Below are 19,594 nucleotides of genomic sequence, written 5' to 3'. Positions count from 1 at the left end.
CACGATAGAACAGGACTGCGGTGCCCATGGGGCCTGGTTTGTGACAAGTCAATGACAGGGGTGGGTTTCGAAGGACGAAGAGCCTCCGGCGGGCAGGGGCTGAGCCCCTGCACCCACCTTCGTTTCGCCTGTGCTCAACCCAACGGGTATGCGATTACTTCTGGAACGCCGCCGCGATGTCCAGCTTCACCTCGTCACCGACGAAGGGCACGCCAAAGCCCAGCCCGAACTCGCTGCGGCGGATGGTGCCGGTGGCGCGGAAGCCGATATTCTCCTTGCCGCCCATGTTGGGTGGGGTGCGGCCGGCGCCGTAGAAGCTGACATCCAGCGTGACCGGGCGGGTGACGCCATTGAAGGTGAAATCGCCGGTCAGTTTGGCGGTCTGGCCGCTGGTGACCAGTTTTGTGGAGACGAAGCGGGCATCGGCCGGGGTGGGGCCGAAAAAGTCGGGTTTGCCGCTCTCCTTTCCGGGGCGCAGCAGGTGCTGGGTGAGGCCGGTGCTGGCGGTGGTGACCTTGGCGACCGGGATGGTCATCTCCACCCGCGTCGCTTCGGGCTTAATCGGATCGAAGGTCAGGCTGCCGGTGACGCTGCCGAACATGCCAGTGTAGGGCGTGAAGCCGAGGTGATCGAGCGTCCACACCACCAGCGTGTGATCGGGATCAGCGGTGTAGGTGCCGCCGGTGATTGCGGCTGGATTGCGGCTGCCAGGCGCTTGCGCGGACGCTGTCTGGGCGATGGTTGCAACGGCCAGTGCCATCACGATCGGGAACATCCGCATCTTCACTCTCCAACTGTTTGATGCCGTCCGCCATACAGGCCGGCTCCGGCGCCCGCCAGTGCCCCTTCTGTCTCACTGACCCATCTGTCCTGCGCCGGCAAAGCCTGCCATCATGGCAATGTATGGCGTGCAGGCGCAGGGCGATGGCAGCGGGGGCGGCATGGGATCGGGCAAATCTGTCAGGGTGATGGGCTTGTTGTGGGCCTTGGCACTGCCCGGTGCGGTGCAAGCCCAGGTGGCGGAGAAGGTCACCATCCACCGCGATGCCATGGGCGTGCCGCACGTGTTTGCCGATACGTCGGCGGCGGTGATGTTCGGCGCCGGTTATGCGCTGGCGCAGGACCGGTTGGCAGCGATGGAGTTGCAGCGGCGCGGCGCGGCGGGGCGGCGGGCGGAGATATTGGGCGCGTCGGCGTTGGCGGGCGACAGGACGGCGCGCGATCGCCGCCTGCCTGATGCCGAATTGTTGCGCATGTATCAGGCCATTCCGGCCGAGCATCAGGCGATGATGCAGGCCTATGTTGATGGCATCAACCGCGCCGTGGCCGAGGTGGCTGCCGATCCGGAGCGCAAGACGCCGCTGGAATTCATCCGCTGGGGCATCAGGCCGACGCCGTGGACGTTGCTGGATTATCTCCGCTACGTCGCCTCGGTGCCGGGTGGCCGCGATGCCCATGAGATCGCGAACCTGGCGTTTCTGAATGCGATGATCAAACGCCATGGCGAACGGGTTGGCCGGCGCATTTTCAATGATGTCGTGCCGGTTTCCGATCCGGATTCGCCGACCGTCATCGCTGCCGGCGAGGATTTGGCGCCGGCGCGGCCCGTGCCGGTGGATCGCCCGGTATCGTTGCGATTGGGCGGCGTTGATCTCAGCGCATCACCGGCACCGCCGCCGCCCGTCGAACCGCCAAAGGGCGCCAGCCGTTGCCTGGTGATCGGCCCGCAGAAATCCGCCAGTGGCCGGGTGCTGATGCTGGAAGCGACCGCCGATGGCCCGGAAATCCATCTGCGCGGCGGCGGTTTCGATCAGGCCGGTTTCAGTTTCAATGCCTATGGCCCGCCGTTCATGGGCCGCGGCGTGCAGCATGGCTGGCTGCTCACGTCGGGGGTGGCGCAGGCCAATTCGGTGTTTGCGGAAAAGCTCAATCCGAAGAACCGCTATCAATATTGGTTCAAGGGCGCCTGGCGCGACATGGAGCACCGCACCGAGACCATCCTGGTGAAAGGCGCGGCGCCCGTGACGCACGAAGTGGCGCGCACCGTGCATGGCCCGGTGATTCAGTGGGACAGCGCCAACACTGTGGCCTTCTCCCACAGCTTTGCCATGCGCGGCCGGGAGATCGACAATTGGGTGGGCATTGTGGAGATGGGGCGCGCCCGCAGCATCGAGGAGTTCGAGGCCAAGGGTGTGGGCCGCATGGGTTGGAATCTGGGCATCTGTTACGGCGGCGCGGATGGCCAGATCGCCTTCTGGGAAGCCGGCACTCTGCCCAAATTGCCTGCCGGCGTTGATCCGCGCCTGCCGATACCGGGCACTGGCGATCATGAACTGACGGGTTTTCTGACACCCGCAGAGCAGCCGCATGTCCGCAATCCGAAACAGGGCTATCTCCACGCCTGGAACAGCAAGGCGACCAGCTGGAGCCCGGAGGGCACCGAGGCCCGCATCGGCGCGGCCTTCCGCACTTGGGCCGGCAACCAGTTGGCGGCATCCGGCCGGGCGATCACCCTGCTCGACATGCGGGCGTATAACGCGGCGATCTTCAGTGCCCTGGGGGCCAGCGACCGCACGCAGACGCAGCCGGCTTTCTTTGCGCCGTTCTTCCGGGCGGCGATTGAGAGCAGCAGCGATTCGGAGGTGCGCGAAGCAGGTGCGCTGATGCTGTCGTTCAACGGCTATTATGAGGATCGCGACGCCGATCAGCGCTATGACAATGCCGGGCTGACGCTGTTCCGCCAGTGGCTGACGGTGGCGCCGGCGATGATCTTTGGCGACAGCATCGGCGACTGGTGGAGCCGTGTCGATGAAGACCGCTACCTGCGCTATCAAGCCAGCCTTTTGCTGCGCGCCTTGCAGGGCGACAAAGCCGGCGCGCCGTTGGCGTTCGACTGGTTCCACGAGCGTGATCGCACCCGGCTGCTGGCGGACTCGATCAAGGCGACGGTGGAGCAGTTGCGGCCGGCATTTCCGGGCAAGGCCATGGCCGATTGGAAGCGGCCGATCTTCTGGAAATATTATGATCCGGCAGTTCAGCGCCCCGATCGGCCCGTGCTGTCGGACGATCCTGATCCGCCTCGCTTGTCAGCCGTGTTGAAACTGGGGCCGGTGATGGCGCCGCACAATGGCGGCGAAGGGTGGGTGGGGTTGATGGAGATCGATTCTGCGCATCCGGCAATTTACTCGGTGGTGGATGCCGGCGGGCAGAACCTGTTCATCGACCCGCAGGGCAGGGGCAACCCGCATCTGACCGATCAGACCATGATGCACGAAAGCAACGAGCTGAAGAAGATCGAGATGAAGCCGGAGGATGTGCGGGCCGGTGCCGTTTCGACCCAGGTTCTCGACTATGTGCCCGCGAAGCCCTGAGCGTCACACTTCCAGCAGCAAGGCTTCCGTCTCGCCGATGCTGGCGGGGGTGCCGACGTGGAACCACAGGCCAGGGTGGCTGATGCCGAACATCCGGCCTGACTCCAGCGCCTTGTTCCAGGCGCGCCACATGGTGAAGGGTTCGACCGGTTCGCCATCGAACAGGTGCCGGCTGATGATCTGCACGCCGGAATAGACGAAAGGGGCGACCTTGAGCCCGGTGCGGGGCGTGAGATGGCCGAGGCCATCCATGTGGAAATCGCCGCGACCTTCGTAGCCGTGGGCGCGCGACAGCGGCACCAGCAGCAGGAGGGCGTCCATGATCGCCGGGTTCCAAGCTTGCGCGATCAGGCGCAGTGTGTCGACCGGTCCGTCGATCCACATATTGTCGGCGTTGATCGTGTAGAAGGCGTCGCCTTTCAGCAACGGCAGCGCCTTGGTGATGCCGCCGCCGGTTTCGAGCAGGGCTGCGCGTTCATCTGAAATGTCGATGGTGGCGGGCGATTTTCGGGCCTTCACCGCCGCCTCGATCTGATCGGCGAAATAATGCGCGTTGACCACGGCGTGTTCGATGCCGGCGGCAGCGACGTTATCGAGCGCGCGATCGAGCAGGCTTTTCCCGGCCACGTCGATCAGCGGCTTGGGGCGGGTGGCGGTGAGCGGGCGCATGCGCTTGCCCAGTCCGGCGGCCATCACCATGGCGCTGGTGGGCAGTACGCATTCGATGTGCGGTTTGAGGCTGAGCGGGGCTTTGCGCATCACTTCACCTCGACGCCGTGGCGGGCGCTGGCCGGCACATTGGCATCGAACCAGGCCCGCACCGGGGCCAGCGCCGGATGCTCCAGGTTAGCGTTCACCAGTTCCCACAGGCGCGGGTGGAAGCGCGGATAGGCCGGCTTGCCGTCGCGAACATAGAGGCGGGTGAAGACGCCCAATATCTTGATGTTCCGCTGGGCGGCGAGGATGGCATAGGCGGCGCGGAAGGCGGCTTCGTTGAGACCGGAGCGCGCGGCGATATAGCGGGCGATCATCGCGGCTTCCAGTTCGGGCGACACCACGCGGCGAATGTCCTGCAGCAGGCTGGCGAGATCATAGGCCGGGTGGCCGGCGAGCGCGTCCTGATAATCGAGCAGGCCGAGGCGCTGGAGGCCGGGCCGGTCGAGGAGCATCAGATTATCGGCATGATAATCGCGCAGCACCAGCACGGGTGGATGGGTGAAGAGGGCGGGCCACATCGGCGCCCACGCCTTGTCGTAGCCGGGTGCTTCGGCCAGGCCGACGGCGGGCAGATACCAATCGGGGAAAAGCCGGGCTTCGCGCAGATACTCGGCCTCGCTGTAGGGTGGCACGTCTGCCGGCGGGTGCTGGTGCAGTTCAGCGAGGATATCGACGGCGGTGGCGTAAATCTCATGCTCGGCGCTGGCATCTTCGGCCAGCACCGGGTTCACGCGGCCATCGCCATAATCTTCCAGCAGCACCAGCCCCTGATCGAGATCGGTCGCCAGCGCTTGCGGCGCCGAAAAGCCCAGATCATGCAAATGCTTGCCGATGGCCAGAAACGGCCGACTGTCTTCCTTGTCGGGTGGGGCGTCCATCAGCACGGCGGTGCGGCCGGCCAGTTCCACCCGGAAATAGCGGCGAAAACTTGCATCGCCGGCGAGCGGGCGCACGGCGGCGCCCCCCCAGCCATGGGCATTCAGGAACGCCCCGGTGCCGGGCGGCGGAATCATTTGGGAGAGGGAGGTGGCCACCGGCCTTCCCAAGCCGGGGGCGTGTCCCAAGTCAAGCGGCGTGGTGCGTCACCGCTGCCGGAAAATGTCAGGCGCAGGGCCTGCGGCGGCAATCGGTGTCCCAATCGTTCCGGCCACTCGATCAACAGGGCCGCATCGGTTTCGAACAGGCCCAGTGCATCGGCCTCTGATGGATCGTCCAGCCGGTAGAGATCGACATGCCAGACCGGCACCGGCAGATCGTCATACGGCTGCACCAGCGTGAAGGTGGGCGACGGCACTTCACCGGCCCAGCCCAGCGCCTTGAGCAGCCCGCGGGCGAAGGTGGATTTGCCTGCGCCCAGATCGCCGTGCAGCGCCACCACGTCGCCGGGACGCAGCACGGCAGCCAGGCGCGCGGCAACCGCCTGCGTGTCGGCCTCGCTGGCCAGGGTCAGCTCAGAAATCGATGGTGACATAGGCCTGGGCCAATCGGCCGGGGATGGGGCCATAAGCGCCGGCGCCGCGCAGATCATAACCTTCGACGTCGAACAGGTTGGTCACCTGCACGCGCAGCAGGGCGTTGTTGCCGGCCAGTTTGAAGCGATAGCGGCCGCCCAGATCCACGATGGTCCGCGCCGGGATGGCGACGCTGTTGCTGACCGTGGCGGTTTCCGAACTGCGATAGGCGATGCGGGTATCGAAGGAGACACCGGGGGCGAACGGGGGGCGCCAATCAGCGCTGAATTCGACACGCTGGCTGATGGCGCCCACCGGGCGTTCGCCGATGCGGCCGGGTGCGGCGCCAGGGGCGGAAACACGTGGCCACAGCCAGACGCCGCCGGCGACGACGCTGAGCGTGGGGGTGAGCGGCCCGGCGATGGAGGCTTCGACGCCGCGATTGGACACGTCGCCCAGCACATCGAAGCGGCCATTGGGGTCGAGGTTGAAATAGGGCTTGGTGATGTCGAACACGCCGGCGACCAGCTTGATCTGATCGGTGAGCGCCAGCCGCAGCCCGGCGTCGATCTGGCGGGTGCGGATCGCGGGCAGCGCCTCGTTGCGGTTAATGGCATTGCCGGGGGCGACGCCGCTTTCTTCCAGCCCATTCACCGTCCCAGCATAGACGACCAGCGCCGGCGTGATGTTGGCGGCCACGGTGATGTTGTAGAGCAGCAGGCGATCATCGGTGGCCTGCACCCCGCCACCCGGCAGATCGATGCGCTTTTTATAGTCGGTCCATTGCAGGCCGGCGGCGAGTTCGCCCACGCCCAGCCAGCGGCCTTCATAGCCGATGCCGCCGGTAATCTGCTTCACATCATCGAACTGCTGCGGGGTGAAGCGGAAGGCGGGTTCCGGCACGCGGCTGGGCGTGTCGATCTGGACTGGTCCCAGTTCCAATGTGTCCGACCCGCCGAAACGGCGATCACCGCTGCGGCCGCGCACGGCAAGGTGTATCTGGTGCCGGCGCGGGCCTTCGTCGATCTGGCGGGTGAGGCGGACCTCGCCGCTGATGGCGGCAAAGTTCAGGCGGGGATCGACGATCACCCGCTGCGTGCCGGTACGATCGGGCTGCAGGTTACGCACCAGGTTGGTCATCTGCCTGTCCCGCACCCGCGACGAACGGAACAGGCTGGCGCGCAACTGCCATTGTGGTGCGATTTGCCAATCGGTGAGCACGCCGGTGTTGATGTCGAGTCCCTGGCCGTTCACCCAGTCCGGCCCGAAACGCTGGCGGCGTGGCAGCAGTGGCGGGAGAAATTCCGTGGCGGTCTGGAAGGTGAGACGGTGATCGTCGAGCGTCTGGCGCAGCAGGTTGACGAAGGGGATCAGGGTCAGGCCGGGCGCCGGGGTCCAGCGTGCGATCAGTGTGCCGCCGAAACTGTCTTCCCGCGTCTGATCAAGGCCGTTTTCCAGCCGGAGTGATGCGCCCAGCCCAAAGCTGAGCGTGTCGCTGGCCGGCAGCGCCGCATCCACTTCGGCATTGAGCGTGCCCCAGGCATCGGCGGCAAGCAGCAAACTGGCGGCGGCATCGTCACCCGGCCGGCGGAAACCGAAATCGACAAGTCCGGTGGGGGCAGGGAAGGGGCTGCCCAGTGCCGACAGGCCAACCCGGATGGTGGTGGTACGGCTGATGCGGGTGCTGGGCGGCACCACCGGATCGAAATACAGGCCATCGATGCGGACATTGCCAGCGGCGATCGGCGAGAAACCGCGCACGTTCATCTGGTTGTAGATGCCGATCACCTCGCGGCCCACCGTGCTGCCAAAGGCGTCACCGGACTGGCGCACGGCGTTCTCGTCCGATCGGCTGCCGGTGGCCGCCACGGGCGCGGTCGGCGGTGCCAGGTCGGGCTCGTCTGCCGGCGGGATGGCTGGCGGCGGCGGCGTGCTGTCGTTGGGCTGCGGCTGGGCGCTGGCGGCGGCCGGGGGCGCCAACACCAACGCGGTGGCCAGAAGAAGCAGGCGTGCAGTCATCACGCTTGCCGTTTGCCGCATTGCCGGCCAACCGCAAGGGCTGGCCGCCAAAAAAGCACTCCGGCCTCTAGAAATCGACGGTGAGATAGGCCTGGGTCACCCGACCTGGCAGCACCGTGTAGGCATTGGCGCCGCGCAGTTCGAAGCCTTGCTGGCTGGTGACATTGGTCGCCTGCACGCGCAGCATCGCCTCGTTGCCGGCCAGCTTGAAGCGGTAGCGCCCGCCCAGATCGATCAATGTGCGGGTGGGGACAAAAACCAGATTGTTGACCGTTGCGACTTCCGGCGAGCGGTAGGACAAACGCATGTCCAGTGACAGGCCAGGCGCGAAGCCCGGTCGCCAATCGGCGGAGAATTCGACACGTTCCGAAATCGCGCCCACTGGCAGCCGGCCAACCAGCCCGCGCGTGACCGCATCGCCCGTCACTTCCGGCCGCAGCAGCACCGCGCCCATCACCACCGACAGTTCCGGCGTGATCGGCCCGGCGATGCTGGCTTCCACCCCGCGGTTGATCACGTCGCCCAGCACATCGAAGCGGCTATTGGCATCAAGATTGAAATAGGGCTTCGACACTTCGAACAGGCCGGCGACCAGCCGCATGCCGCCACCCAGATTGACGCGCACGCCGGCATCGATCTGGCTGGTCTGGATCGCCGGCAGCGCTTCGTTGCGGTTGGCAGCGAAATTGGGGGCGACGCCGGATTCTTCCAGCCCGGTGACGGCACCGCCATACAGGCTGATGCTGTCGCTGATCTGCACAGCAGCGGTAACGTTATACAGCCAGGGGCTGGCATCGATGCCATTGATGGCGCCCGGGAAGCCGATGCGCTTGCTGTAATCGCTCTTCTGCACCCCCACGGACACTTCGCCGACGCCGGCCCAGCGGCCTTCATAGGCAATGCCGCCGGTCCATTGCCGCACATTGTCTTCCTGTTGCTGGCCGAAATTGAGCACTGGCGGCGGCACATCGGGCGCCCGCGTCAGGATGTTGACCACGCCGAGATCGACCGCGCTAGATCCATCGAAGCGTCGATAGGTCTGCCGACCGCGCAGGGTGACATGCACCTGGTGCAGGCGTGGGCCGTCGGCGATGCGGCGGGTCAGCCGCACTTCACCGCTGGTGGCACCATTGTAGAGTGCGGGATCGCCAGTGATGCGCTGGGTGCCGGTGCCATCGGGCGCGGTGAGGCGCACGACGTTGGCAAATTGCCCATCGATCACCCGCTGGGACCGGAACAGGCCGGCGCGCAGCAGCCAGCCGTCGCTGATTGTCCAGTCGGAAATGAGGCCGGCATTCAATTCGACATCACCGCCGCGCGACCACCAGGGCCCGAAGAACTGGCGGCGCGGCAGGCGCGGCGGCAGGAAATTGCCCTGCGGCACCGAAATCGGGCCGTGATCATCGATCGTCGTGTTGCGCACGTTGATGAAGGGCAGCAGGCTGAAACTGGCCGAGGGCTTCCATTCGGCGATGAAAGCACCTTCATAGCTGTGATCGCGGGTCTCGTTGAAGCCATTCTCCAGCTGCAGCCCGGCGCCGAAGCCGACACTGAGCGTGGAACTGACCGGCAGCGTGGCATCGAACTCCGCTGTGGGCGTATGCCACGTGTTGTAGCCGATCAGAACGCTGGCGGCCGCCTCTTGGCTCGGCCGGCGCAGGCCCAGATCGACAACCCCGGTGGGGGCGGGAAACGGGCTGCCCAGCGCCGACGGGCCGACCTTGATGGTGGTGGCGCGCACCAGCCGGCTGGACGGGGTGAGGATGGGATCAAAATAGAGGCCATCGATGCGGACATTGCCGGCCACCACCGGCGAGAAACCGCGCACGCGTTCGCGGCTGTAGAGGCCGGAGACCTCGCGGCCGATCGAGGTGCCGAAGGCATCGCCGGCCTGGCGCACGGCGTTTTCGGCCGAGCGGCTGCCAGTGGCGGCGACAGATGCTGCGACGGCATCAGGCTCGTCGGTCACCGGCAGTTCGGCGGGCGGCGGCGTGCTGTCGTTTGGTTGTGGCGCCGGGAGCGGCGGCAGGACCGGCTGCGCCGCCAATACCGGCGCGGCAAGCAGCCAAGCGCCGACCATGGCCAGCGCGCGGCCCGCTGAGTTTCCCCCTGTCATGCCCCGCTCTTGGCCGCCGCTTGGGCCCAAGTCCAGCGCCAAAATGCGTAGGGGCCGTGCGGGCGGCGCGGTGCGGGCGGTGGGGTGCGCCGGGCCCGAAACGACGATGGCGGCAATGGGGTGTTGCCCCATCGCCGCCATCACGCCTGCCCAACGGGCGGGCCGCATCAATAGCGATAATGATCCGGCTTGAACGGGCCGGTTTCGCCGACGCCGATGTAGCTGGCCTGCTTGTCCGACAGGGTGGTGAGCTTCACGCCCAGCTTTTCGAGGTGCAGGCGGGCAACCTTTTCATCCAGGTGCTTGGGCAGCACATAGACACGGTTTTCATAGGCGTTGGCTTTGGTCCACAATTCGATCTGGGCCAGTACCTGGTTGGTGAAGCTGGCGGACATCACGAAGCTGGGGTGCCCGGTGGCGCAGCCCAGGTTCACCAGGCGGCCCTTGGCCAGCACGATGATCTGGTTGCCATCCGGGAATTCGACAATGTCGGTGCCCGGCTTCACTTCGGTCCACTTGTAGTTGGACAGGGCCGAGATCTGGATCTCGCTGTCGAAGTGACCGATGTTGCAGACGATGCTGTTGGGGCGCATCGCCTTCATGTGTTCAGCGGTGATCACGTCCATGTTGCCGGTGGCGGTCACGAAGATATCGGCCCGCTTGACGGCGTCTTCCATGGTGACGACTTCAAAGCCTTCCATCGCGGCCTGCAGCGCGCAGATCGGATCGATTTCCGTCACCATCACGCGGGCGCCGCCATTGCGCAGGCTCTGCGCCGAGCCCTTGCCCACGTCGCCAAAGCCGGCAACCACGGCAACCTTGCCGGCCAGCATCACATCGGTGGCGCGGCGGATGGCATCGACCAGCGACTCCTTGCAGCCGTACAGATTGTCGAACTTCGACTTGGTCACGCTGTCGTTGACGTTGATCGCCGGGAACGGCAGCCGGCCCTGCTTGGCCAGTTCGTACAGGCGGTGCACGCCCGTGGTGGTTTCTTCCGAAACGCCCTTCAGGTTCTTCACCGTCTCGGTCAGATAGCCGGGACGGGCCTTGATATAGGCTTTGAGCGCGCGCTGGAATTCGACTTCTTCCTCGTTTTCCGGCTCGCCCATGGTTTCGCCGGCTTCGAGGCGGGCGCCCCACAGCGCGAACATGGTGGCATCACCGCCATCGTCGAGGATGATGTTGGAGGTAACATCGCCCCAATTGAAAATGTGGCCGACATAATCCCAGTAATCCGCCAGGCTCTCGCCCTTGATGGCATAGGTCGGGATGCCGGCCGCTGCCATGGCCGCAGCGGCATGATCCTGAGTGGAGAAGATGTTGCAGGTGGCCCAGCGCAGTTCCGCACCCAGCGCCACCAAAGTTTCCATCAGCACCGCGGTCTGGATCGTCATGTGCAGCGAGCCGGTGATGCGCGCGCCCTTCAGCGGCTTCGACGCACCAAATTCGGCGCGCAGCGCCATCAGGCCGGGCATTTCGGTTTCGGCGATGGCGATTTCGCGACGGCCGAATTCGGCGAGGCTCAAGTCCTTGATGGCATAATCGGCCATGGTGCGATTCCTGTTGATGAAAGCTGGAGTTGGCGCTCCCCTATCGGTCATGGCCTTTGCGCGCAAGTATAAAGATAGCTTTATATGATGTCGCAGGCGACCGGATTGTCGCAATTGCTGGAAATGCCGGGCGCAAGCGGCCATGGTGTGCGCCATTGCCCAAAAGGGAGAAACCGGCCCTGCGCTTGCCTCTTGCGATTGTGATGATGATGTCCACCGCTGCCTCTGTTGTTGCCGCCCCGATCGCCTATCCCGAAACCAAGCGCGGGTTCGAGGTGGAAGCGCGTCATGGCCTTTCGGTGCCCGACCCATATCGCTGGCTGGAAGCCGATGTGCGCACCGATGCCAATGTGGCCAAGTGGGTGGACGCGCAAAACACGGTTACGATGGGTTATCTCGCTGGCCTGCCCAAGCGGGAACCGATCCGCCAGCGGCTAACCGCGCTGTATAATTACGAACGCTTCGGCATCCCGCGGGTTCGTGGCGGGCTGCAATTCTATGCTCGCAACTCCGGTTTGCAGAACCAGTCTGTTCTGTATGTGCAGGCAGATGGCGCCGCGCCGCGCGTGTTGATTGATCCCAACCCTTGGGCCAAGGATGGCGCCACGGCGCTGGCCGAATGGACGCCGTCGAAGGATGGCAAGCATCTCGCCTATGCCGTGCAGGACGGCGGTACCGATTGGCGCACCATCAAGGTGATGAATGTCGCCACCGGCATCGATCTGGCCGACAGCCTCGAAGGGGTGAAATACACTGGCGAGGTGGCCTGGCGGCCCGATGGCAGCGGCTTTTACTATTCGCGCTTCCCGGCGCCGCCGGCGGGCCAGAAATATCAGTCCGCCACGCTTAATGAGGCGATCTGGTTCCACAAGCTGGGTACGCCGCAAAGCGCTGATACCAAGGTGTTTGCGACCCCCGATCGTCCCAAGCTGGGCCACCACGCCCAGCTGAGCGAAGATGGCCGCTGGATGGTGGTGTCGAGCAGTGAAAGCTCCGGCGGCAACGCTGTCTTCATCGCCGATCTGTCCAAGGGTGAGACGCCGCGTGCGTTTGTCAGCGCCCTCGACAAGGAGTGGGGCTTCGCCGGCAGCCAGGGCGGCACGCTGTATTTTGTCACCAACAAGGATGCGCCGCGTTACCAGCTGCTCGCGGTTGATGGCGCGAGCGGCTCTGGCAAGCCGGTTGTCCCCGAAGGCGCGGCCACGCTGACCGGCGGCGCCGTGGTCGGCAAGCGGCTGGTGGTGGAGACGCTTGAGGACGCCAAATCAGTCGTGCGGTTGTATGAAACGGACGGCAAGCCCGTGGGCGTGGTGCCGCTGCCCGGCATCGGCACGGCCGGTGGTTTTCAATCATCGGATGACGGTAAGACTTGGTTTGCCTTCTCCAGCTTTGCCACCCCTGGGTCGATCTGGCGCTATGATGCGGCCACCAACACGGCAGAGGTCGTGCGCCAGGCCAAGGTGGCGTTCAACCCGGCAGATTACACGGTGAGCCAGGTCTTCTACCCGTCGAAGGACGGCACGAAGGTTCCGATGTTCGTCGCCCACCGCAAGGATGTGGACGTCAGCAAGCCGCACCCAACCCTGCTTTATGCCTATGGTGGCTTCAATATCAGCAGCACGCCGGGCTTCAGCGTGTCGCGGCTGGTGTGGATGGAAATGGGCGGTGTCTTCGCTGTGGCCAATATCCGCGGCGGCGGCGAATATGGCGCAGCCTGGCACGATGGCGGCCGGTTGCTAAACAAGCAGAATGTGTTCGACGATTTCATCGCGGCTGGTGAAGCGCTGATCCAGCGCGGGCTGACGACGAAGGGCCAACTGGCCATCCAGGGCGGTTCCAACGGCGGCCTCCTAGTGGGCGCTGTCACCAACCAGCGGCCTGATCTGTTCGCTGCCGCGCTGCCGGCCGTCGGCGTGATGGACATGCTGCGCTATGCCAATTGGACCGCCGGCCGATATTGGGTCGATGACTATGGCGACATGAACAAGCCGGAGATGTTCCGCTACAATCTCGGCTTCAGCCCGTATCACAATGTGAAGGGTGGCAAGGCGTATCCGGCCATTCTCGTCACCACCGCCGACACCGATGATCGGGTCGTGCCGAGCCACAGCTTCAAATATGCAGCGGCCCTGCAGGCGGCGCCGATCGGCGACAAGCCGCATCTGATCCGCATCGAAACCCGCGCCGGCCACGGTAGCGGCAAGCCGACCGACAAGATCATCGCGGAAGCGGCCGATCTGTGGGCCTTTGCCGGATATTGGACTGGTCTTACGAAATAGGTCCGTTCGGGCGGGTGATGATGAACAGGCAGGTGATCGGCAGGATCACCGCCTGGATGATGATCACCCGCTGCGGCGCGCCGACCAGCACCGAAATCCCCACCACCCCCGCCATCGACAGCACCGCCAGCACCTTGGCGCGTTGCGAGATGGCGCGATGTTGTTCCCAATTGTGGATCAGGGGCCCGAAAATCTTGTGGCCCAGCAGCCAGTCGTGCAGGCGGGGGCTGGAGCGGGCGAAGCAATAGGCCGAAAGCAGCACGAACGGCGTGGTGGGCAGCAATGGCAGCACCACGCCGGCAATGCCGAGCGCAAGGCTGGTCAGCCCGATGATGAGCCAGAGGGTGCGGAACATCGGGTCACGTTAGCAGGGCGCTGTTCTGGCACCAGCACTTATCAATCCGGGCAGGACAACGCCTCGGCAATGGCGGCGGCGAGCGCCGGATCGCCGGCGGCGATGACGGCGCCGCGACTGGCGGTGGTGAGCGGCTGCCCTTCCCAGTCGGTGATCACACCGCCGGCGCCGGTGATGATCGGCACCAGCGCAGCCCAATCATGCAGTTTCAGCCCGGATTCGACCACGGCATCAAGATGCCCCGCGGCGACCAGGCCATAATTGTGACAATCGCCGCCATACAGCGTGTCATGCGCGGCGGTCCGCACGCGTTCGAAACACGTGAAATCTTCCGACTCAAAAGCCTGCGGGCTGGTGGTGCCGATGCGCGCCTGGGCAAGATCGGTGCAGTGCCGCACATGCACCCGCGCGCCGTTCAGCGTGGTGTGCTGGCCGGGTGCCGCCATCCAGCGATCGCGGATGATGCATTGATCGATGATGCCCAGCACCGGCTTGCCCTGCTCCAACAGCCCGATCAGCGTGCCGAACAGCGGCCGGCCGGCGACAAAGGCCCGCGTGCCGTCGATGGGATCGAGCACCCACACCCGCTCGGCATCGGGGCGATCATCGCCATATTCCTCGCCAATCACCCCGTCATCGGGGCGATACTGCGCCAGCAGGCGGCGGATGGCGGCTTCGGCTTCCTTGTCGGCGGCAGTGACGGGGGAGAAATCTTCCTTGGTCTCCACCAGGAAAGGTCGCCGGAACCATGGGCGGATGGCCTGGCCGGCCGCTTCGGCGAGCATTTCGGCAAGGGCGAGATCGCTGATCGTCACAGGCCGAGTTCCTTTAGGATAGCAGCGCGATCTGCATCCAGATCGGGGGCTGGGGCGCGGGTGGCGGGATCGGCATGAGCCGAAAGCTTGATCGGATTGCCGGCGGCGATCAGCGGTGTGCCGTCGGGCAGGGCGGTGTGCACCACCATGTTACGCGCCTTCACCTGCGGGTTGGCCAGCGCCTGGCCGATAGTGTTCAGTGGCCCGCACGGCACACCGGCCGCCTCCAGCTTCGGCAGCCAGTGCGCCACCGGTTGGGTGAGCAGCACGTCCTCCAGAACAGCGGCCAGTTCCTCGGCATGGGTGGTGCGCGCGTTGTTATCGGCAAAGCGCGGATCATCTTCTGGCAGGCCCAGCGCCTTGCATAGCGCGGTGAACAACTGGTCGTTGCCAGCCGCGATCACGATTGGTGCATCGGCGCAACTGTAAGCGGCAAAGGGCGTGATCGACGGGTGGCGCGCGCCCAGCGGGCCCGGCGACTGGCCGGTGGCGGCATAGCGCGCGATGGCGTTTTCGAGGATGGCGATCTGGCCATCGAGCATCGCGACATCGACGAACTGGCCCTTCCCCGTCCGGTCCCGGTCATGCAGCGCCGCCATGATGCCGATTACGGTGAACAGCCCGGCGGTGATGTCACCCACACTGGTGCCAACGCGTGTGGGCGGACCGCCGGGGTGGCCGGTGACACTCATGATGCCGCCCATGGCCTGCACCACCATGTCATAGGCAGCTTTTTGGCTGTCGGGCCCGGTCTGGCCGAAGCCAGAGGTGGCGGCGTGGATCAGGCGCGGATAGCGTGCGGCCAGACCCTCCCAGCCATAACCCAATCGTGCCATCACGCCGGGGCGATAATTGTCGATCAGCACATCGGCCTTTTCCAGCAGCGCTTCGAAGATGACGCGATCTTGCGGAGATTTCAGATCGAGCGCGATCGATTGCTTGCCGCGGTTGATGCTGGCGAAATAGGCGCTGTGGCCGTTGATGAATGGGCCATAGGCGCGGGCATCATCGCCGCCATCGGGCCGTTCCACCTTGATCACCCGGGCGCCCAGATCGGCCAGCACCATGGTGGCATAGGGGCCGGCGAGCACGCGCGACAGATCGATGACGGTGAGATCGGAGAGGGGACCGGGCATGGCCATGGGTGTAGCGATGTTTTTCCCCCTCGTCACCGCCCCGCCGGCTGGATAGACCATAGGCAACACATGAGGGGAACGAACATGCGATCATTGATTCTGGCGGCGCTTCTGCTGGGTACCGCTGCTGCTGCGCAACCTGCCGCCAATCGCGAAGCGGCGTACGACGCCCAAATCAGCAGCGCCGATCAGATGGCGTGGCTGAAGACCATGGCCGCCGGCCCCAATCATCTGGGCAGCCCGCACAACCAGGCCAATGCAGCGCTGATCGAGAAGATGTTCCGTGAATGGGGCTGGCAGGTGAAGCGCGCCGATTATCAGGTGCTCTATCCCACGCCGGTTTCCACGGCGCTGGCTCTCGTGGGCCCGGTGGCAAAGACGCTGGGCGGGCAGGAGCCGGGCATCCCGCAGGACGCCACCTCCAACAGCCTTGCAGGCGCGCTGCCGCCCTATGTCGCCTTTCAGGGTGATGGCGATGTCACGGCGCCGGTGGTGTATGTGAACTATGGCCTGCCCGCCGATTATGAGGCGCTGGCGCGGCGCGGCATTTCGGTGAAAGGCAAGATCGTCATCGCACGGTACGGCGCCGGCTGGCGCGGCCTGAAGCCGAAGCTGGCGCAGGAACAGGGCGCCATCGGCTGCCTGATCTATTCCGATCCGCAGCAGGATGGTTATGGCAGCGCCGATACCTATCCCAACGGCGGCGGCCGCCCGCCGGCCGGGGTGCAGCGCGGCAGCGTGCTGGATATGATCACCTATCCCGGCGATCCGCTCACCCCCGGTGTGGGTGCCACCAAGGACGCCAAGCGCCTGACCCGCGAGACGGCGCCGACGGTGCTGAAAATCCCGACACTGCCGATTTCCTATGCGGATGCGACCGAGATCCTCTCCCGTCTGAAGGGTGCGCCCGTGCCCAACGATTGGCGCGGCGGCCTGCCGTTCCATTATCGTTTCGGCGGCGACGACAGCGTGCAGGTGCATTTGAAGGTGCAATCCGAATGGTCGCTGAAGACCATTTCCAACGTGATCGCCACGCTGCCGGGATCGTCGAAGAAGGACGAATGGATCGTGCGCGGCAACCATTATGATGGCTGGGTGTTCGGCGCCTCCGATCCACTGTCGGGGGAAGTCGCGATGATGAGCGAAGCCAAGGGATTGGGCGCGCTGTGGAAATCCGGCTGGCGGCCAAAGCGCAGCATAGTTTACGCCAGCTGGGACGGCGAGGAGCCGGGCCTGATGGGCTCAACCGAGTGGGTGGAAGAGCATATCGCCGAACTGCGCCAGAAGGCGGTGGCGTACATCAACAGCGACAGCAATGGCCGCGGCTTTCTGGGCGTCGATGGCAGCGGGCAGTTCACCGCGTTGATAGGCAAGGCCGCTGCTGACGTGAAGGATCCGCAGACCGGCGCCAGCGTGGCCGACCGCTGGCGGGCGGGCGTGCGCGCCAAAGCGTTCGACGGCCTGCGCGGCAATCCGGCGGCGCTGGCGGCCGCCGAACTGGCCGCCGATCAGCCGATGGATGCGCTGGGTTCGGGCAGTGATTACACCGCCTTCATCCACCATGCCGGCGTGTCGTCGATCAACATCGGCTTTGGCGGCGAGGGCGAGAGCGCCGGTTCCTATCACTCGATCTACGACAGCTATGATCATTTCGTGCGCTGGGATGATCCGGGTCTCGTCTATGGCGCGGTGCTGTCCAAGGTGGCGGGCCGGATGGTGATGCGGCTGGCCGATGCCGATGCGCTGCCGGTGCGTTTTGGCCCGGTGGCCGGCGCGGCCCGCAGTTATTTCGGTGAGATCAAGACGCTGATCGACAACCGCCGCCGCGAGGATGACAAGCGCGCTGCGCTGAGCGCCGACATCTACCGGCTGGGCAGCGATCCGCGCGATCCGCTCGGGCCGCCGCCGCCGAAGACGCCGACCCCGGCGCTCGATCTGGCCGTGCTGGATGCGGCGATCACCCGGCTGGATGGTGCCGCCAAGGCTTTCGATGCCGCCATTGCTGCAAAGGAAGGCAGCCTGACCCCGGCGCAAACGACAGCGCTCAACGGCAAGCTGCGCGACATCGAACAGACGTTGCTCAGCCCCAGCGGCCTGCCGTTCCGGCCGTGGTTCCGCAACATCCTCTACGCACCGGGCCGCTTCACCGGCTATGGCTCCAAGACGCTGCCGGGCCTGCGCGAAGCGGTGGAAGAGCGGCGCTTTGACGATGCGACCCGCGAAGCCGGGATCGCGGCCAAGGCGCTGGGTGATTATGCAGATCGCTTGAATGAGGCGGCGGGGTTGCTCAAGTGAAGTGCGCTGCCCTCGTTCTGGCCTTGCTGGCCGCCACGCCGGCGCTGGCACAGCGGATGCGGCCGGCGGATGTCGATAAATTGCCGTCCTCCGCCCCGGCGCTGACCGAGGCCTATGGCAAGGAACCAACTCAAGTCGGCGATCTGCGCCTGCCGGCGGGTCCCGGCCCGCACCCGGTGGTGATCGTCATCCACGGTGGCTGCTGGTGGAAGGGCTTTGCCACCCGCCAGAACACCGCGGCGCTGGCCAGCCGATTGACGGAAAAGGGCTTTGCCACCTGGAATATCGAATATCGCCAGGCTGGTGAAAAGGACAAGGACGGCAAATACAGCGGAGATGCTGGCGCTGGCTGGCCGGGCACCTTTAACGATTGGGCGGCGGCCACCGATCATCTGCGCGACCTCGCCAAACGCTATCCGATCGATCTGGCGCGGCTTGCCGTCACCGGCCACAGTGCCGGCGCCCATGCCGCGCTATGGGTGGCGAGCCGTCACAAACTGCCGAAGGACAGCGACATCGCCTCGCCTGATCCGCTGAAGATCGGGGCCGTGGTCGCCATTGACGGCCCGGCCGATCCGTCCAGTGAGATCGAGACGTTCGAGAAGGGCTGTGGTGTCCCGGCCGGCAAGGCGATGTTTGGCGGCACGCCGGCTGAGCAGCCCAAGCGCTGGGCCGAAGGCAGCCCGCAGGCGCAATTGCCGCTGGACGTGAAATCCGGCCTGGTCTCTGCCAGCCTGTTCCTCTCCCCCACCGCCGCCGCCAAGTGGGTGACAGAAGCACGGAAAGGTAAGGGCAAATCCAGCGCCCTCATCCTCGGCGGCACCGGCCATTTCGAAGTGATCGCACCGGGCAGCCCGGTGTGGAGCCAGGTCGAAGCCTTTCTGCTGGAACAACTGAAGGTGGAAAAGTGAAACTCCTCGCCTCTCCTACGTCGCCCTATGCCCGCAAATTGCGGGTGGTTGCGCATGAACTGGGCCTTGCCCTGCCGGTGGAAGACACCGCGCCAATGACCGATCCAGCCGCGCTGCTGGCCGCCAATCCGCTCGGCAAGGTGCCGGCGCTGGTGCTGGACGATGGCAGCGCCATGATCGATTCACCGGTGATCGCCGCCTTCCTTCTCGCCAGCGTGCCGGGGCAGCAGTTGATGGCGCAAAGCGGCCACGCCCACTGGCAGGCGCGCACCACCGAGGCGCTGGCCGACGGCGTGCTCGATGCCGCGATCATCCTCAGGTTCAATATGACGCAGGGTATCAGCAGTGGCCCGTGGGTGGACCGGCAATATCGCGCCATCGAACGTGCGCTGAGCGTGATGAACACCCGCGTTGGCGGCAGCGACTTTGGCGATATCTGCATCGCGGTCGCCTGCGACTATCTCAGCTTCCGTTTCCCCGATCTGCACTGGCGTGAGCATAACGCGGCGCTGGCAGAATTGACGTATCGGCTGCTGGCCACGCCGGCGTTCGCTGCAACACGACCGCCGGCCTGAG

Annotated in this window: 15 protein-coding genes; 5 read left to right on the top strand and 10 right to left on the bottom strand. The window is 65.4% G+C overall.

Going from position 1 to position 19,594, the window contains the following annotated elements; all coding sequences use genetic code 11:
- Window positions 1–154: 154 nt before the first annotated feature.
- The gene (locus G566_RS0107530; protein WP_029131396.1) at window positions 155–781 is read right to left on the bottom strand and encodes a YceI family protein; all 627 of its coding nucleotides are present in this window, start codon (window positions 779–781) and stop codon (window positions 155–157) included.
- A gap of 112 nt (window positions 782–893) precedes the next feature.
- On the opposite strand from G566_RS0107530, the gene G566_RS0107525 reads away from it, so the two are divergent.
- Entirely contained in the window at window positions 894–3,371 is a 2,478-nt protein-coding gene (locus G566_RS0107525) for a penicillin acylase family protein (protein ID WP_084706793.1), read from the top strand.
- Window positions 3,372–3,374: 3 nt separating this feature from the next.
- On the opposite strand, the gene G566_RS0107520 is transcribed toward G566_RS0107525, so the two are convergent.
- The 6 genes from G566_RS0107520 to ahcY form a co-directional block, all read right to left on the bottom strand.
- Window positions 3,375–4,130, bottom strand: a complete 756-nt coding sequence (locus G566_RS0107520; protein WP_029131395.1) for a nucleotidyltransferase family protein — start codon at window positions 4,128–4,130, stop codon at window positions 3,375–3,377.
- Complete coding sequence (locus G566_RS0107515; RefSeq protein ID WP_022680061.1) at window positions 4,130–5,101, bottom strand: aminoglycoside phosphotransferase family protein; 972 nt, start codon at window positions 5,099–5,101, stop codon at window positions 4,130–4,132. Before G566_RS0107515 ends, G566_RS0107520 begins: the two co-directional genes overlap by 1 nt.
- Window positions 5,098–5,559, bottom strand: coding sequence for a tRNA (adenosine(37)-N6)-threonylcarbamoyltransferase complex ATPase subunit type 1 TsaE (gene tsaE / locus G566_RS0107510; RefSeq protein WP_022680060.1), 462 nt, complete (start codon window positions 5,557–5,559; stop codon window positions 5,098–5,100). The genes G566_RS0107515 and tsaE overlap by 4 nt, the downstream gene beginning before the upstream one ends.
- On the bottom strand, window positions 5,540–7,558 hold the full coding sequence (locus G566_RS0107505) for a TonB-dependent receptor domain-containing protein (RefSeq protein WP_022680059.1): 2,019 nt from the start codon (window positions 7,556–7,558) through the stop codon (window positions 5,540–5,542). The genes tsaE and G566_RS0107505 overlap by 20 nt, the downstream gene beginning before the upstream one ends.
- A gap of 67 nt (window positions 7,559–7,625) precedes the next feature.
- Complete coding sequence (locus G566_RS0107500; RefSeq protein WP_084706807.1) at window positions 7,626–9,674, bottom strand: porin family protein; 2,049 nt, start codon at window positions 9,672–9,674, stop codon at window positions 7,626–7,628.
- Window positions 9,675–9,841: 167 nt separating this feature from the next.
- Window positions 9,842–11,227, bottom strand: a complete 1,386-nt coding sequence (gene ahcY / locus G566_RS0107495) for an adenosylhomocysteinase (protein WP_022680057.1) — start codon at window positions 11,225–11,227, stop codon at window positions 9,842–9,844.
- A 203-nt stretch (window positions 11,228–11,430) separates the two neighbouring features.
- Between ahcY and G566_RS0107490 the strand changes: the two genes are divergently transcribed.
- The gene (locus G566_RS0107490; RefSeq protein ID WP_022680056.1) at window positions 11,431–13,506 is read left to right on the top strand and encodes a prolyl oligopeptidase family serine peptidase; all 2,076 of its coding nucleotides are present in this window, start codon (window positions 11,431–11,433) and stop codon (window positions 13,504–13,506) included.
- Here G566_RS0107490 and G566_RS0107485 read toward each other — a convergent pair.
- The 3 genes from G566_RS0107485 to G566_RS0107475 are packed head-to-tail and all read right to left on the bottom strand — an operon-like array spanning window position 13,496 to window position 15,812.
- On the bottom strand, window positions 13,496–13,861 hold the full coding sequence (locus G566_RS0107485; RefSeq protein WP_022680055.1) for a YbaN family protein: 366 nt from the start codon (window positions 13,859–13,861) through the stop codon (window positions 13,496–13,498). The genes G566_RS0107490 and G566_RS0107485 overlap by 11 nt on opposite strands.
- Before the next feature lie 41 nt (window positions 13,862–13,902).
- Window positions 13,903–14,676 carry a histidinol-phosphatase gene (gene hisN / locus G566_RS0107480; protein WP_022680054.1) on the bottom strand — a complete coding sequence of 258 codons (774 nt, stop codon included), beginning with the start codon at window positions 14,674–14,676 and terminating at the stop codon, window positions 13,903–13,905.
- On the bottom strand, window positions 14,673–15,812 hold the full coding sequence (locus tag G566_RS0107475; protein ID WP_022680053.1) for a CaiB/BaiF CoA transferase family protein: 1,140 nt from the start codon (window positions 15,810–15,812) through the stop codon (window positions 14,673–14,675). Before G566_RS0107475 ends, hisN begins: the two co-directional genes overlap by 4 nt.
- 84 nt (window positions 15,813–15,896) lie before the next feature.
- Here G566_RS0107475 and G566_RS0107470 point away from each other — a divergent pair, with 84 nt between their 5' ends.
- From G566_RS0107470 to G566_RS0107460, 3 genes are read left to right on the top strand one after another with little or no spacing between them, the layout of a single operon-like run.
- Window positions 15,897–18,107, top strand: coding sequence for a transferrin receptor-like dimerization domain-containing protein (locus G566_RS0107470; protein ID WP_022680052.1), 2,211 nt, complete (start codon window positions 15,897–15,899; stop codon window positions 18,105–18,107).
- Window positions 18,104–19,018, top strand: a complete 915-nt coding sequence (locus G566_RS13855; protein ID WP_022680051.1) for an alpha/beta hydrolase — start codon at window positions 18,104–18,106, stop codon at window positions 19,016–19,018. The genes G566_RS0107470 and G566_RS13855 overlap by 4 nt, the downstream gene beginning before the upstream one ends.
- Window positions 19,015–19,593 carry a glutathione S-transferase family protein gene (locus tag G566_RS0107460; protein ID WP_022680050.1) on the top strand — a complete coding sequence of 193 codons (579 nt, stop codon included), beginning with the start codon at window positions 19,015–19,017 and terminating at the stop codon, window positions 19,591–19,593. Before G566_RS13855 ends, G566_RS0107460 begins: the two co-directional genes overlap by 4 nt.
- Window position 19,594 lies beyond the last annotated feature (1 nt).

Source organism: Sandarakinorhabdus limnophila DSM 17366 (assembly GCF_000420765.1).
Taxonomy (GTDB): domain Bacteria; phylum Pseudomonadota; class Alphaproteobacteria; order Sphingomonadales; family Sphingomonadaceae; genus Sandarakinorhabdus; species Sandarakinorhabdus limnophila.
This window is presented reverse-complemented; position numbering and strand designations above follow the sequence as displayed.

What these genes read in the sequence shown, in the direction of transcription:
- G566_RS0107530 (WP_029131396.1), bottom strand. Translation starts at nt 781, where the DNA reads ATGCGGATGTTCCCGATCGTGATGGCACTGGCCGTTGCAACCATCGCC.
- G566_RS0107525 (WP_084706793.1), top strand. Translation starts at nt 894, where the DNA reads ATGGCAATGTATGGCGTGCAGGCGCAGGGCGATGGCAGCGGGGGCGGC.
- G566_RS0107520 (WP_029131395.1), bottom strand. Translation starts at nt 4,130, where the DNA reads ATGCGCAAAGCCCCGCTCAGCCTCAAACCGCACATCGAATGCGTACTG.
- G566_RS0107515 (WP_022680061.1), bottom strand. Translation starts at nt 5,101, where the DNA reads ATGATTCCGCCGCCCGGCACCGGGGCGTTCCTGAATGCCCATGGCTGG.
- tsaE (WP_022680060.1), bottom strand. Translation starts at nt 5,559, where the DNA reads ATGTCACCATCGATTTCTGAGCTGACCCTGGCCAGCGAGGCCGACACG.
- G566_RS0107505 (WP_022680059.1), bottom strand. Translation starts at nt 7,558, where the DNA reads ATGACTGCACGCCTGCTTCTTCTGGCCACCGCGTTGGTGTTGGCGCCC.
- G566_RS0107500 (WP_084706807.1), bottom strand. Translation starts at nt 9,674, where the DNA reads ATGACAGGGGGAAACTCAGCGGGCCGCGCGCTGGCCATGGTCGGCGCT.
- ahcY (WP_022680057.1), bottom strand. Translation starts at nt 11,227, where the DNA reads ATGGCCGATTATGCCATCAAGGACTTGAGCCTCGCCGAATTCGGCCGT.
- G566_RS0107490 (WP_022680056.1), top strand. Translation starts at nt 11,431, where the DNA reads ATGATGATGTCCACCGCTGCCTCTGTTGTTGCCGCCCCGATCGCCTAT.
- G566_RS0107485 (WP_022680055.1), bottom strand. Translation starts at nt 13,861, where the DNA reads ATGTTCCGCACCCTCTGGCTCATCATCGGGCTGACCAGCCTTGCGCTC.
- G566_RS0107475 (WP_022680053.1), bottom strand. Translation starts at nt 15,812, where the DNA reads ATGCCCGGTCCCCTCTCCGATCTCACCGTCATCGATCTGTCGCGCGTG.
- G566_RS0107470 (WP_022680052.1), top strand. Translation starts at nt 15,897, where the DNA reads ATGCGATCATTGATTCTGGCGGCGCTTCTGCTGGGTACCGCTGCTGCT.